This is a genomic window from Roseixanthobacter finlandensis, assembly GCF_043195105.2.
In the GTDB taxonomy this organism is placed as follows: domain Bacteria; phylum Pseudomonadota; class Alphaproteobacteria; order Rhizobiales; family Xanthobacteraceae; genus NCEH01.
The window spans coordinates 4,096,242-4,109,552 of record NZ_CM195536.1 but is presented as its reverse complement, the minus strand read 5'-3'; the positions used below and the strand labels follow the sequence as shown (position 1 = coordinate 4,109,552).

The following is a 13,311-nucleotide window of genomic DNA, read 5'->3' as shown; positions in this document are numbered from 1 at the left end:
AAGGGGACGACCGAAGGACGACGACCGAAAGGGGCGGAATAGGGTGCGCACTTTGTTTCCGGCGCGCCCGCTCCCGCGCATGTCTATCGGTCCTAGCCCGGCCGCCAGCGGCGCAGCAGCAAGGCGTTGCCGATGACGCTGACCGAGGAGAGCGCCATGGCCGCCGCAGCCACCATGGGCGAGAGCAGCAGACCGAGCACGGGATAGAGCACGCCGGCCGCGATTGGCACGCCGGCCGCATTGTAGAAGAAGGCGAAGAACAGGTTGCGGCGGATATTGGCCATGGTCGCCCGCGAGAGGGAGCGGGCGTGGGCGATGCCCGCGAGATCGCCCTTCAGCAAAGTGATGCCGGCGCTCTCCATCGCGACGTCGGTGCCGGTGCCCATGGCGATGCCCACATCGGCGGCGGCCAGCGCGGGCGCATCATTCACCCCGTCGCCGGCCATGGCGACCACCCGACCCTCGGCGCGCAGGCGGGCGATCAGCGCCGCCTTGTCCTTTGGCAGCACCTCGGCGACCACCTCGGTGAGGCCGAGCCGGTCAGCGACCGCCTGGGCGGTGGCGCGATTGTCGCCCGTGAGCATGATGACGCGGATGCCGTCCGCCTTCAGCGCCGCGAGCGCCGCCGGCGTGCTCGCCTTGATGGGATCGGCGACCGCGATCAGGCCGATGGCGGCTCCGCCAGCGGCGACGAGCACCACGCTCGCCCCCTCGCGGCGCAGGGCCTCGGCTTCCCCGGCAAGGGCGTCGCTTGCGATGCCATGCTCGGCGAGGAAGGCGGCATGGCCCACCAGCACGGTTTCGCCCTCCACGGTACCGATCACGCCCTTGCCCACCGGACTGTCGAAGCCCGCCGGTTCGCTCAAGGCGAGGCCGCGCGCCTGCGCTCCGGCGACGATGGCGGCGGCGAGCGGGTGCTCGCTCGGCCGTTCCAGGCTCGCGGCGAGGCGCAGCACCTCGTCTTCCGACCGGCCGAGGGCGCGCACCGCGGTGAGCTTGGGCTTGCCCTCGGTGAGGGTGCCGGTCTTGTCCGCCACCAGCGTGTCGACCTTCTCCAGCCGCTCGAGCGCTTCCGCGCTCTTGATGAGAATGCCCGCCTGGGCGCCCCGCCCGACGCCGACCATGATCGACATGGGCGTGGCGAGCCCGAGCGCGCACGGGCAGGCGATGATCAGCACCGACACCCCGGCCATCAGCGCGAAGGTCAGGCGCGGCTCGGGACCCACCAGCATCCACACGCCGAAGGCGATGAGCGCGGCGGCGATGACCGCCGGCACGAACCAGCCGGAGACCTGATCGGCGAGCCGCTGGATCGGCGCGCGCGAGCGCTGGGCCTGCGCCACCATCTGCACGATCTGGGCGAGCAGGGTCTCGCGGCCCACCTTTTCGGCGCGCATCACGATACCGCCGCTGACATTCAGCGTGCCGGCGATGACGGTGTCGCCAACTTCCTTGGAAATCGGCAGAGATTCGCCCGTAATCAGGGATTCATCCAGACTGCTGCGGCCTTCGTCTACCTTGCCGTCCACCGGCACCTTCTCGCCGGGCCGCACCCGCAGGCGGTCGCCGGGGTGGACGCTGTCGAGCGGCACATCCTCTTCCGTGCCGTCGGCATTGAGGCGGCGGGCGGTTTTCGGGGCAAGGCCGAGCAGGGCCTTGATGGCGCCGGAGGTCTGGTCGCGCGCCCGCAATTCCAGCATTTGCCCGAGCAGCACCAGGACCGTGATCACGGCGGCGGCCTCGAAATAGACCGGAACCGCCCCGTCATGTGTCTGGAAAGATTGGGGAAACAGACCGGGCGCAAAGGTGCCGACAAGGCTGTAGAGGAACGCCACGCCGGTGCCGAGGGCGATCAGCGTGAACATATTGAGGTGCCCACTCCGCACCGAAGCCGCGCCGCGCTCGAAGAACGGCAGGCCGCACCATAGCACCACTGGAGTGGCGAGGACGAGCTGGACGAAATTCGAGGTCTGCTGCGGCAGAAGATGCAGGCCGAACAGATGCTGGCCCATTTCCAGCACGAACACCGGCACAGTCAGTGCCAGGCCGATCCAGAAACGGCGAGACATATCAACGAGTTCGGCGTTAGGGCCGTCGTCCAGCGTCACAAGATCCGGTTCCAGCGCCATGCCGCAGATGGGGCAGGTGCCGGGGCCGACCTGGCGGATTTCCGGGTGCATGGGGCAAGTGAAGACCGTGCCCTCCGGCACCGGCTCGGCAGGGGCTGCCTTGCCGGCAAGATAGCGCTCGGGATCGGCTTCGAACTTGGTCTTGCAGCCGGCGCAGCAGAAGTAAAAGGGCTGACCATTATGGTCGGCACGATGCTTGGCGGTATGGGGGTCCACATCCATGCCGCAGACCGGGTCCTTGGCCATGTGGGAATGGCCGCAGGCGGCATGATCGTGGCTGGTGTGATCGTGCCCCGCCTCGGCCGGTGTCGCGCCCTTAGCGGCGCCGCAACAGCTTGCAGCCGCAGGCTTTTCCGGCATGTTCAGCGACGCTGGGCCGCCGCAGCAGCTTGCGGCCGGTTCGCTCCCCGTGGGGGAGGCGGGAGAAGGGGCGTGTGGATCGTGTGCCATGGTCGCCTCATTGCGTCTCCGCGCGCGGCGGTCTTTGCGCTCGCTCAGAAAGACGCGAATTGACTGCGCGAAATAACCCCCAGGGGGTATCTGCATCTTGTTCTTTATACCCGCCAGGGGTATATGGCAAGCATGCGCGATCCGGCAAAATCCTCCGTCCTGAAACGTCTCAACCGCATCGAAGGGCAGGTGCGCGGCATTTCGCGCATGGTGGAGGAGGATCGCTATTGCATCGACCTCATCACCCAGATCTCGGCCGTTCGCGCGGCCCTGCGGCGGGCGGAAGAAGAAGTGCTGCGCGATCATGTCGCCCATTGCGTCGAGCATGCGATCCGCTCCGGCGACGCGGACGAACAGCGCAAGAAAGTCGCCGAACTGATGGATGTGATCGCCCGCAGCGAGCGTTGATGTCCGGTCCACCCCTGCCAGCAGCGACACCCGGGTGGTATGATCGAGGCGTTGATTCGACGGGGGTCCCCATGACATCTGGACTGGCTTGCGATCCTTGGTGCCGGACGCGAGCGTCCCATGGCGGGCGCCTAGCCTGCGCGAGGATCGGGACCTTCGCCTTGGTCCGTGCGCTGCCGATTGCGGCTTTGGGTCTGGCGGTCTTTGCCGCGGCGATGCTGATGCCCGCTGGCCTGGCGCCTGCAGCCGCCGCCCCCGCCGGCACACTATGCCGCCCGGACGAGGCGGTGATCTTTTCCTGTCCGGCCGGTGCGCGGACGGTGTCGATCTGCGCCTCGGGGGACCTTGATGCAGGCAGCGGCCTTGTCCTGTATCGCTATGGCCGGCCGGGACGCGTGGAGATCACCTATCCCGATCCCGCAGTTCCACCCGCCCAGGCTTTTACCGCCGGCCGGCTGATGTTCGCCGGCGGCGGCGGCGCCTGGTTTCGCCTCGAGAAGGGGCCGTTCCGCTACACGGTGTTCAATGCCATCGGGAAATGGAATCCCAAGGGCGGCCCGTTGGCGCTCGCGGGCGTCGCGGTCGAGAAGGACGGTAAGCCACTCGCGGACATTGCCTGCGACGGCGACCCGGTGAGCGTGCTCGGCTCGGATTTTTTCGAGCGTGCCGGCATTAAGCTGATCGGCGACTTCGAGATTCCCGAGGCCTTCTTCCCGAAATAGCGCTCTATCTCTTTGAGTAGGCGCGTTTTCTTCACGCGAACCGGTGTCCACTTCGCTCGAAAACGCTTTTTGATTTGACGCGTTTTCTTACCGCAAAACCGGAATCCACTTTTGCTGAAAACGCTTTAGTCCGCCAGCGCCGCGATGATGGCGTTCAGCACCGGGAAGCCGGCTGGGGTCGCGGCGAGGCGGTCGCCGGTGCGCTTCACCAAGCCGTCCGCTTCCAATGGCGCGATGCGACTTTCGGGAATGGCCTGCCCGGCGAGCCTTGCATATCGGGCAAGGTCGACGCCCTCCGCGAGGCGCAGGCCCATGAGGAGGAGTTCGTCGGCCTGTTCGGCGCGCGCCAGCGTTTCGTCCGACACGATGCCGTGGCCGTTCGCCTCCACCTGCTCCAGCCATTTTTCCGGCAGCTTCTGCGTGAAGGTGGCGCGGCGCGCCCCGTCCACCGCAAGCCGCCCATGGGCGCCGGGGCCGATGCCGGCATAGGTGCCATAGCGCCAATAGACGAGATTATGCCGCGCCTCGGCACCGGGCCGGGCGTGGTTGGAAATCTCATAGGCCGGAAGCCCGGCCTGCGCTGTGATCTCCTGCGTCACATCCCAGAGCGCGCGGGCATGGTCGTCATCGGGGATCAGTAGCTTGCCGGCGGAATACAGCTTCTCGAACATGGTGCCCGGCTCGATGGTGAGCTGGTAGAGCGAGAGATGCTCGCAGCCTTCCGCGATGGCCCGCTCCAGCTCGCGCGCCCAATCTTCCGGCTTCTGGCGCGGGCGGGCATAGATGAGGTCGAACGAGACCCGCTCGAACGCATGGCGCGCGATCGCCACCGCCGCCAGCGCTTCGTCCACCGAATGCATGCGCCCGAGCGCCTTCAGCTCGGCATCGTCCAGTGCCTGCACGCCGAGCGAGACACGGTTCACCCCCGCCGTGCGATAGCCGCGAAACCGCTCCGCCTCGACGCTGGTGGGGTTGGCCTCCAGCGTGATTTCGGCATCGGCGGCGAGCGGCCAGGCGGCATTCACCGCCTCCAGGATCGCCGCGACGGTGCTCGGTGCCATGAGCGAGGGCGTGCCGCCGCCGAAGAACACCGTACCCGCTTCGCGCGGCCCGGTGAGGGCGCGCATATGAGCGATCTCCTGGCGAAAGGCCGCGATGAAGCGCGCCTGGTCGGGCGGCGAATGGCGCACGTGGCTGTTGAAGTCGCAATAGGGGCATTTGGCGAGGCAGAAGGGCCAATGCACATAAACGCCGAAACCGCCCGCACGATCTTCTCCACCCGCGCGGTCCGCCCCCTCTCCCGCTTGCGGGGGAGGGCCGGGGAGGGGGAAAGAGGGCGTGCGAGACGCTGGTATCGGCGCTGCGGCGCGTGCCCCCTCCCAACCCTCCCCCGCACGCGGGAGAGGGCCTGAATCGTTTGAAGCAGAAGGCGCAGAAGCGGTCGTCGTGGTCATGCCTCCAGGCAGGCCTGCGCCAATTGGCGGAAGGCGCGGGCGCGATGGGAAAGGCCGAAGCCGAGCGGCGGCATGGAATGCTTTTCCTCCGCGCTCATTTCCGCGAACGTGCGGGTATGACCCTCGGGCACGAACATGGGGTCATAGCCGAACCCCTTGGCGCCACGGGTCGGCCACACCAACTCGCCTTCCACCACCCCCTCGAATTCCTCCACATGGCCGTCGGGCCAGGCCAGGCACAGGGCCGAGACGAAGCGGGCGGTGCGCGAGTCCGAGTCCGTGGCGCCGCGCGCGACCAGCAGCGACTGGATGGTTTCCATCGCCTTTTCGAAATCGCGCTCCGGCCCGGCCCAGCGGGCGGTGTGGATGCCGGGCTGCCCGCCGAGCGCGTCGATCACCAGCCCGCTATCGTCGGCAAACGCCGGCAATTGCGCCGCGCTCGCCGCCGCGACCGCCTTCAGGCGGGCATTGGCGGCGAAGGTGGTGCCGGTCTCGTCGGGCTCGGGCAGGCCCAGTTCGCCGGCGGCCACCGCTTCCACCCCATGGGGTTCGAGCAGCATGCGCATCTCGATGAGCTTGCCCTTATTGTGCGTGGCGACCACCAGCCGCCCTTCGAGCCGGCGATGGGACATCAGGCCACCGCCTGCTTCTGCAAATCCACCAGCTGGTTGATGCCGGTGCGGGCGAGCGCGAGCAATTGCAGGAATTCGGTCTCGCTGAACGGGGTCTTTTCCGCCGTGCCCTGGATTTCGACGATGCCGCCGGAGCCGGTCATGACGAAATTGGCGTCGGTCTCCGCCTTGCTGTCCTCGGGATAATCAAGGTCGAGCACCGGGGTGCCCTCGAAAATGCCGCAGGAGACCGCCGCCACGTGCTCGCGCAGGGGGATGGTCTTCAGCATGGAGCGCGAATACATCCAGCTCATGCAGTCGTGCAGGGCGATCCACGCGCCGGTGATGGCGGCGGTGCGGGTGCCGCCGTCCGCCTGGAGCACGTCGCAATCGAGCGTGATCTGGCGTTCGCCGAGGCCGACGAGATCGGTGACGGAGCGGAGCGAACGGCCGATCAGTCGCTGAATCTCCTGGGTGCGGCCGGATTGCTTGCCGGTGGTGGATTCGCGCCGGGTGCGCTCCAGCGTGGCGCGCGGCAGCATGGAATATTCCGCCGTCACCCAGCCGCGTCCCTGGCCCTTGAGCCACGGCGGCAGGCGCTCTTCCAGGGTCGCCGCCACCAGCACATGGGTGTCGCCGAACTTGACGAGGCACGAGCCCTCGGCGTGGCGCAGAACGTTGCGCTCGAAGGAAACGGCTCGCATCTCGTCGCTCGCGCGGCGGCTCGGGCGCATAATCTATCCAATCCGTTGTGAAACTGGCCGTCGTTTTAGGGGTGGGCGCGCGCCGGGGCAAGGGGCGTGGTATCGTGCGCCATGGTTCAGGCGGGCGCGGCGTGCAAACCGGCGATGGTGTCGCGGCAAGATAACCGGCAAGATCACCTGCCGGATTTTCGGCGCCACAAGGGGAAACCCTCACTGGCACCGCGAACCTGTCCGCCTGTTTCATGTCGCCCGCCCGAGCCGGAGTGAGGCCTTGCCCATCGACCCCATCATTCCTCCCTTTTCAGCCGCCCTTGGCCAGATCGACGAGCGCTCGCGCGAGATTTTCCGCCAGATCGTGGAAAGCTATCTCGCCACCGGCGAGCCGGTGGGCTCGCGCAATATCGCCCGTCTCATTCCCATGTCGCTGTCGCCGGCTTCCGTGCGCAATGTCATGGCGGACCTGGAGGCGGCCGGGCTGATCTATGCGCCCCACACCAGCGCCGGCCGCCTGCCGACCGAACGCGGGCTGCGCTTTTTCGTCGATGCGCTGATGGAGATCGGCGACGTCAGCGAAGGCGACCGCCGCAATATCGAATCCCAGGTCGCCGCCGCCGCCAAGGGCTACACGGTCGATGGCGTGCTGCGCGAGGCCTCCGCCTTGCTCTCCGGCCTGTCGCGCGGCGCCGGCGTGGTAACGGCCATCAAGACCGATCCGCGCCTCAAGCATGTGGAATTCGTGCCGCTGGATACCAACCGGGCCCTGGTGATCCTGGTGTCCGAGGACGGGCAGGTGGAAAACCGGGCCGTGCCGCTGCCGCTCGGCTTGCCGGCCTCGGCGCTGACCGAGGCGACCAATTTCCTCAACGCCCATATTCGCGGCCGCACCTTGGCCGAGGCGCGGGCCGAGATGGAAAACCTGTTGAGCGACCTGCGCCAGCAATTGGATGCCCTGACCGCGCGGGTGGTGGAGGCGGGCCTTGCCTCCTGGTCCGGCGACGTGCCGGCGGAGCGCAAGCTGATCGTGCGCGGGCAGGCGAAATTGCTGGAGGATCTCCATGCGCTGGAGGATCTCGAACGCATTCGCCTGCTGTTCGACGATCTGGAGTCGAAGCGCGACGTGGTGGATCTGCTCGGCCGGGCGGAGGATGCCCAATCCTTGCGCATCTTCATCGGCTCGGAGAATAAATTGTTCTCCCTCTCCGGCTCCTCCACCATCGTCGCGCCGTATCACGACAGCCAGGGCCGGGTGCTGGGGGTGCTGGGTGTGATCGGTCCGACCCGGCTCAATTATGGGCGCATCGTGCCCATGGTGGACTTCACGGCGCGGGTCGTGAGCCGCGTTCTCGGCGCTCCAGGTGCCGACGCGGCTTGATTTTTCCCGCCATGCCCCCGATATGCGGGGCGAAATCGGTGCACCTGCCCGTGGGGCGGTGTTGTTAGCGACGAGGACATGGGCATGAGCGATCAGGGTGGCGCGAACGACGCGAAGCCCCATAGCGACCTGAACTCCGATCCGGAGGGTGCGGAAATGGAAGCGCTCGCCGAGGCGGAACAGGCCGGTGGACTCCACGCGGAAAAGCAGCGGCTGGAGGGCGAGGTCGCGAACCTGAAGGACAAGTTCCTGCGCGCCTATGCGGAAGCGGAGAACATCCGCCGCCGGGCCGAAAAGGAAGTGGCCGATGCCAAGACCTATGGCATCGCCTCCTTCGCACGCGATGTATTGAACGTCGCCGATGATCTCGCCCGCGCCCTCGGCGCGGTGGAGGCGGAAGCCAAGGAAAAGGCGGAAGGCGCGTTCAAGGCGCTGCTCGACGGCCTGGAACTGACCGAGCGCAGCCTTCACAAGGGCCTGGAGAAGCACGGCATTCGCAAGGTGGAGCCGGTGGGGGAGAAATTCGACCCCAATCTCCACCAGGCCATGTTCGAGGTGCCCGACGCGAGCGTTCCCAACGGGACCGTCGTGCAGGTGGTGCAATCGGGCTATGTGATCGGCGACCGGGTCCTGCGTCCCGCCATGGTCGGTGTTTCGCGCGGTGGCCCCAAGGTGGCGCCGGGCGAGGCCAAGGCCGAGAACGGTTCCGCGAACTGACGCCCGGCCTTCTGACGTCGGGCCTTGAGCCGGTGTGATTGACCGAAGACGAAAGCCGTCGCGCCATGGAGCGCGGCGGCTTTTTGTTTGGGCGCGGCGTGTTTCGGCGCGGGGGCGTGCGCTCAGTTGGACTCGATGCCGTCGCGGATCGCCCGCACCCGGGTGTAGGTATCCTGGAAGGCATCCGCCTTCACCACCGTGATCATGCGGATATGGGCGTTCGAGCCGAACCGCAGCCATTGGATCACCTTCACGTCCGCCCCGGATGCCGCATCCTTGGCGGTGGCGATGATCTCGAAGCCCGGTTGGCCGCCGATGCGCAGCGGCTCGGCCCGGTCGATGTGCATGTCGCGCACCGCCGGCACCGAGGAGAGCGAGCGCAGGGCGAACTGCCCGCGATCATCCTCGCGCGGCGTGCCGGGCGAAACTCCGACCACGAAGATCGGCTGGCTGGCGCTTTCCACCACGTCCTTGTCGCCCTCGGTCAGCACCGCGGCCGTGTTGCCGATGACTTTCACCACCCGGAAGCCTGCAAGGTCGCCGAGCTTGAACGGCAGGCCGGCCAATTGTTCCTGGGTCGAGGGCGGGGCACGGAAAGCGAGCGTCATCAGGCTCTTGCGCACGGCTTCGTCGGAAAGGTCCCCCGCATTCGCCTCCGGGATCTGCACCGTGATGAGTGCCGTGCCCTTCGCAGAACCCGCGAGCAGGATCCATTTCTTGGCGACCACCGGCCCGGCGCTCTGCTTGCCGATCACCAGCAGGGTCTGCGCCTCACGCAATGCCGAGGATTCGGGCAGGCTCTTGGGGTCAGTCACCAGCGGCCCGCGGCTTTCCACGGTGATGCCCTTGGTGGCGAGCGCCGCATCGGTGAAGCCGGCCTCGATCTGGGGATAGGCCTGGGGCGGCATTTCGATGATGAGAAGGGAGGCGGCTTTGCTGCGGTCCTCGAAGCCGGAGAAGGTGGCGCTCTCCACCATGCCGTCGGGCGGCACGACGCCCACCAGCGTGCCCTTTGGAAAAACGGGCTCGGCTGCTCCGGCAAGCCCGCCCGAAACCAGCAGCACGGCGAGCGAGAGCGCGAGGCGGATCTTCATCTTCGGCAATCCCATTACGGCAAGTCCATTGCGGCCAGACCCATCATGGCGTCTTGGCGGCGAAAGCGGGCGGAAGCGTGGCCCGCGCCGATGTCGCAGGTTCGGCGGGGTCCAGTTCGGCAGGGTCGACCCGCCGCAGCGTCAGGTTGAAGCGGCCGGGGTGCGGCAGCAAAGTCGAGGTGCCGGGCAGGATGCGGTCGATGCCATGAAAGGCAAGGCGGCTTTCGCCCGACAGCAGCAGGGCATCGCCCGAGGCGAGCCGCAGCGAACGGGTCGGGCTCCGCCGCTCCGTGCCGCCGAGGCGAAACAGCGCGGTGTCGCCCAGCGAGAGCGAGAGCACGGGCGCTGTGAAATCGTGTTCGTCGCGGTCCTGGTGCAGGCTCATGCGGGCGTCGGGCGCGTACCAATTGATCAGGCATGCCTGCGGCGGCGCGGCGGCGCCGGTGAGACGGTTCCAGGCATCGAGCAGGGCGGCCGGCATGGGCGGCCACGGCGCCCGCGTGTCCGGGTGAAAGGATTGATAGCGATAGCCGGCCTCGTCCGACACCCAGCCCAGCGGGCCGCAATTGCTCATGCGGACGGAAAACGCTTTCCCGGTGCGCGGCATGCGGGGCGTGAACAGGGGCGCCTCGGCCAGGATGGTATTGATCTCGCCCACCAGGGCCTCCTGGCCGGAGCGGTCGAGGAATTCCGGCCAATAGAGGCACCCCGGCGCGACTTCCATATGGTGCGACACTTGAAGTCTTGCCTCCCACGCCACCATGGCCGAGCCGCACGCACCCGCCAAGCTGGTTTCGTATGCGCGGTGCCGAAAGGCGCGTTCCCCGGCAGCTCCCGTTACCTCCCGGGTTCGGGGGCGGCGGGGGCTGGGGGGGGGCGCCCATGGGAACGCCCCGGTGCGCGCCGCGTTCCCCCTGGATGACGGGAAGGACAGGAGATTTCGCCATGAATAAACATCTTGCCGGCGCCGTCGGCGTCCTCGCCCTGGTGCTCGGCGGTTCCGCCGCCAGCGCCCAGACCTCGGCGGTCATCGTCACCCAGCCGTCGGGCTATGTGACCGTGACCCCCGACCAGCAGGTCCTGATCCAGAGTTATGTGGTGCAGCAGCCGGTGACGGCGACCGTCGTGACCCAGCCCGGCTTCGTGCTGGTGCCCGGTGCGGTGATGCCGGAGGGCGTGCAGATGCAAACCTTCTCCACCGACGTCACCTATGGCGGCTTCGATGCCCCCCGCTACCGCTACGTGGTGATGCCGGATAATGGCACAGTCCTCGTGGAGCCGGACAGCCGGCGCATCATCGAGGTAATCCGGTAAAGTTCAGCCCTTCCGCGCGGCCGCGCGGCGCCTTCCCGGAAATGCCGGGAAATCAAAATTTTCACCCTGCCGGTAGGTCCTGGCGGGGTGTATTTGCAGATCCTGATCGCGAGAAGGTGAAAAAGCGAGGCACGTGGCCAAGCATGCCTTGCGGCGCCTAAGGACCCCTCCTATATCGGCCTCGAACGCTGTCATCACAGCGTACCCCAATGCAACGGGGACCGGCGGACAGCCGCGGGAGGGGCCCGCGGGCATCCTTCATGGGCGCTGCAAAGGCCCGGCCGGTCTGCCGATAAGGAGAAGTACATGTCCAAGATCATCGGCATCGACCTCGGCACCACCAATTCCTGCGTCGCGGTGATGGAGGGAAGTTCCCCGAAAGTCATCGAGAACGCCGAAGGCGCGCGCACCACGCCGTCCATCGTCGCCTTCACGGAAGACGGCGAGCGTCTGGTCGGCCAGCCGGCGAAGCGCCAGGGCGTCACCAACCCGGAGCGCACCTTCTTCGCGGTGAAGCGCCTGATCGGCCGCCGCTACGACGATCCCACCGTCGAGAAGGACAAGAAGCTCGTCCCGTATCACATCGTGCGCGCCGACAACGGCGATGCGTGGCTGGAAGCGGACGGCAAGAAATATTCGCCCTCGCAGATTTCCGCCTTCATCCTTCAGAAGATGAAGGAAACCGCCGAGGCGTTCCTGGGCGAGAAGGTCGAAAAGGCGGTCATCACCGTTCCGGCCTATTTCAACGACGCCCAGCGCCAGGCCACCAAGGACGCCGGCAAGATCGCCGGTCTCGAGGTGCTGCGCATCATCAACGAGCCGACCGCGGCCGCGCTCGCTTATGGCCTGGACAAGAAGTCGGCCGGCACCATCGCGGTCTATGACCTCGGTGGCGGCACGTTCGACGTGTCGGTGCTGGAGATCGGCGACGGCGTGTTCGAAGTGAAGTCCACGAACGGCGACACGTTCCTGGGCGGCGAAGACTTCGACATGCGCCTCGTCACCTATCTCGCCGACGAGTTCAAGAAGGAGCAGGGCATCGACCTGCGCAACGACAAGCTGGCCCTTCAGCGCCTCAAGGAGGCCGCCGAAAAGGCGAAGATCGAGCTGTCGTCCGCGACCCAGACCGAAATCAACCTGCCCTTCATCACCGCCGATGCGTCCGGTCCCAAGCACCTGACCATGAAGCTGACCCGCGCCAAGTTCGAGGCGCTGGTGGACGATTTGATCCAGCGCACCGTCGAGCCCTGCCGGCTCGCGCTCAAGGATGCGGGCCTCTCCGCCGGCCAGATCGACGAAGTGGTGCTGGTGGGCGGCATGACCCGCATGCCCAAGGTGCAGGAGATCGTGAAGCAGTTCTTCGGCAAGGAGCCCCACAAGGGCGTCAACCCGGATGAAGTGGTCGCCATCGGCGCCGCGATCCAGGCCGGCGTGCTCCAGGGCGACGTGAAGGACGTGCTGCTGCTCGACGTGACCCCGCTGTCGCTGGGCATCGAGACGCTGGGCGGCGTGTTCACCCGCCTGATCGACCGCAACACCACCATCCCCACCAAGAAGAGCCAGGTGTTCTCCACGGCGGAAGATGGCCAGACGGCGGTGACCATCCGCGTGTTCCAGGGCGAGCGCGAAATGGCGGCGGACAACAAGGTCCTCGGCCAGTTCGACCTCATGGGCATCCCGCCCGCGCCGCGCGGCGTGCCGCAGGTGGAAGTCACCTTCGACATCGACGCCAACGGCATCGTGCAGGTGTCCGCCAAGGACAAGGGCACGGGCAAGGAGCAGCAGATCCGCATCCAGGCGTCCGGTGGTCTCAATGAGGGCGACATCGAGAAGATGGTGAAGGACGCCGAGGCGCACGCCGCGGAAGACAAGAAGCGCAAGGCCCTGGCCGAAGCCAAGAACCATGGCGAGGCGCTGGTCCACTCCACCGAGAAGGCGCTGTCGGAATATGGCGAGAAGGTCGGCTCCCCCGAAAAGACCGCCATCGAGACCGGCCTGACCGAGTTGAAGGCGGCTCTGGAAGGCTCCGACGTGGATGCGATCCAGGCCAAGACGCAGGCCCTGGCCCAGGTGTCGCTCAAGCTCGGCGAGGCCATGTATGCGGCCCAGCAGGGCGGCGAGCCCGGCGCTTCCGCCAAGCCCGCGGACGACGTGGTGGATGCCGAATTCACCGAAGTCGACGACGACAAGAAGAAGTCGGCTTGATTTTTGCCTGCGGCAAATACGTGCATGTGAACGTCTAACGAAGGTACCCCCGGGCCAGTCCCGGGGGTCGACGTTTCCGGCGGTGCGGCCGTTTGCGTTCGGCCGGATCAAGCCGGAGCGGCGCGACGGCC

At 67.1% G+C, this 13,311-nt stretch carries 12 protein-coding genes; 6 read left to right on the top strand and 6 right to left on the bottom strand.

The genetic code is table 11. The features are described 5' to 3' along the window. Window positions 1-92 precede the first annotated feature (92 nt). The gene (locus V5G24_RS19325) at window positions 93-2,579 is read right to left on the bottom strand and encodes a heavy metal translocating P-type ATPase (RefSeq protein ID WP_394085053.1); all 2,487 of its coding nucleotides are present in this window, start codon (window positions 2,577-2,579) and stop codon (window positions 93-95) included. A gap of 132 nt (window positions 2,580-2,711) precedes the next feature. Here V5G24_RS19325 and V5G24_RS19320 point away from each other — a divergent pair, with 132 nt between their 5' ends. Both V5G24_RS19320 and V5G24_RS19315 read left to right on the top strand, forming a co-directional pair. Next, window positions 2,712-2,987 carry a metal-sensitive transcriptional regulator gene (locus V5G24_RS19320; RefSeq protein WP_348844392.1) on the top strand — a complete coding sequence of 92 codons (276 nt, stop codon included), beginning with the start codon at window positions 2,712-2,714 and terminating at the stop codon, window positions 2,985-2,987. 161 nt (window positions 2,988-3,148) lie between these two features. Further along, on the top strand, window positions 3,149-3,709 hold the full coding sequence (locus tag V5G24_RS19315; protein WP_509292260.1) for a hypothetical protein: 561 nt from the start codon (window positions 3,149-3,151) through the stop codon (window positions 3,707-3,709). A gap of 125 nt (window positions 3,710-3,834) precedes the next feature. On the opposite strand, the gene hemW is transcribed toward V5G24_RS19315, so the two are convergent. The 3 genes from hemW to rph all read right to left on the bottom strand — a co-directional run bounded on the left by hemW (window position 3,835) and on the right by rph (window position 6,508). Then, a complete protein-coding gene (gene hemW / locus V5G24_RS19310; RefSeq protein ID WP_394085055.1) occupies window positions 3,835-4,953 on the bottom strand; it encodes a radical SAM family heme chaperone HemW in 1,119 nt (372 codons plus the stop codon). A gap of 206 nt (window positions 4,954-5,159) precedes the next feature. After that, entirely contained in the window at window positions 5,160-5,795 is a 636-nt protein-coding gene (rdgB, locus tag V5G24_RS19305; RefSeq protein ID WP_394085056.1) for an RdgB/HAM1 family non-canonical purine NTP pyrophosphatase, read from the bottom strand. Then, window positions 5,795-6,508, bottom strand: a complete 714-nt coding sequence (gene rph, locus V5G24_RS19300) for a ribonuclease PH (RefSeq protein ID WP_394085057.1) — start codon at window positions 6,506-6,508, stop codon at window positions 5,795-5,797. Before rph ends, rdgB begins: the two co-directional genes overlap by 1 nt. 241 nt (window positions 6,509-6,749) lie before the next feature. On the opposite strand from rph, the gene hrcA reads away from it, so the two are divergent. After that, complete coding sequence (hrcA, locus tag V5G24_RS19295) at window positions 6,750-7,850, top strand: heat-inducible transcriptional repressor HrcA (protein WP_394085058.1); 1,101 nt, start codon at window positions 6,750-6,752, stop codon at window positions 7,848-7,850. A gap of 84 nt (window positions 7,851-7,934) precedes the next feature. Continuing rightward, complete coding sequence (gene grpE / locus V5G24_RS19290) at window positions 7,935-8,567, top strand: nucleotide exchange factor GrpE (RefSeq protein WP_394085059.1); 633 nt, start codon at window positions 7,935-7,937, stop codon at window positions 8,565-8,567. A 122-nt stretch (window positions 8,568-8,689) separates the two neighbouring features. On the opposite strand, the gene V5G24_RS19285 is transcribed toward grpE, so the two are convergent. Together V5G24_RS19285 and V5G24_RS19280 are read right to left on the bottom strand one after the other, a co-directional pair. Further along, window positions 8,690-9,661, bottom strand: coding sequence for a hypothetical protein (locus tag V5G24_RS19285; RefSeq protein ID WP_394085060.1), 972 nt, complete (start codon window positions 9,659-9,661; stop codon window positions 8,690-8,692). 43 nt (window positions 9,662-9,704) lie between these two features. After that, the gene (locus tag V5G24_RS19280) at window positions 9,705-10,385 is read right to left on the bottom strand and encodes an alpha-ketoglutarate-dependent dioxygenase AlkB family protein (protein ID WP_394085127.1); all 681 of its coding nucleotides are present in this window, start codon (window positions 10,383-10,385) and stop codon (window positions 9,705-9,707) included. A gap of 221 nt (window positions 10,386-10,606) precedes the next feature. Here V5G24_RS19280 and V5G24_RS19275 point away from each other — a divergent pair, with 221 nt between their 5' ends. Both V5G24_RS19275 and dnaK read left to right on the top strand, forming a co-directional pair. Continuing rightward, the gene (locus tag V5G24_RS19275) at window positions 10,607-10,975 is read left to right on the top strand and encodes a DUF1236 domain-containing protein (RefSeq protein ID WP_394085061.1); all 369 of its coding nucleotides are present in this window, start codon (window positions 10,607-10,609) and stop codon (window positions 10,973-10,975) included. 306 nt (window positions 10,976-11,281) lie between these two features. Next, window positions 11,282-13,180: a molecular chaperone DnaK gene (gene dnaK / locus V5G24_RS19270; RefSeq protein WP_509277130.1), complete on the top strand. Its 1,899-nt coding sequence runs from the start codon at window positions 11,282-11,284 to the stop codon at window positions 13,178-13,180. Window positions 13,181-13,311 lie beyond the last annotated feature (131 nt).

What these genes read in the sequence shown, in the direction of transcription:
- V5G24_RS19285 (WP_394085060.1), bottom strand. Translation starts at nt 9,661, where the DNA reads ATGAAGATCCGCCTCGCGCTCTCGCTCGCCGTGCTGCTGGTTTCGGGC.
- grpE (WP_394085059.1), top strand. Translation starts at nt 7,935, where the DNA reads ATGAGCGATCAGGGTGGCGCGAACGACGCGAAGCCCCATAGCGACCTG.
- V5G24_RS19280 (WP_394085127.1), bottom strand. Translation starts at nt 10,385, where the DNA reads ATGGAAGTCGCGCCGGGGTGCCTCTATTGGCCGGAATTCCTCGACCGC.
- V5G24_RS19325 (WP_394085053.1), bottom strand. Translation starts at nt 2,579, where the DNA reads ATGGCACACGATCCACACGCCCCTTCTCCCGCCTCCCCCACGGGGAGC.
- rph (WP_394085057.1), bottom strand. Translation starts at nt 6,508, where the DNA reads ATGCGCCCGAGCCGCCGCGCGAGCGACGAGATGCGAGCCGTTTCCTTC.
- V5G24_RS19320 (WP_348844392.1), top strand. Translation starts at nt 2,712, where the DNA reads ATGCGCGATCCGGCAAAATCCTCCGTCCTGAAACGTCTCAACCGCATC.
- V5G24_RS19275 (WP_394085061.1), top strand. Translation starts at nt 10,607, where the DNA reads ATGAATAAACATCTTGCCGGCGCCGTCGGCGTCCTCGCCCTGGTGCTC.
- dnaK (WP_509277130.1), top strand. Translation starts at nt 11,282, where the DNA reads ATGTCCAAGATCATCGGCATCGACCTCGGCACCACCAATTCCTGCGTC.
- rdgB (WP_394085056.1), bottom strand. Translation starts at nt 5,795, where the DNA reads ATGTCCCATCGCCGGCTCGAAGGGCGGCTGGTGGTCGCCACGCACAAT.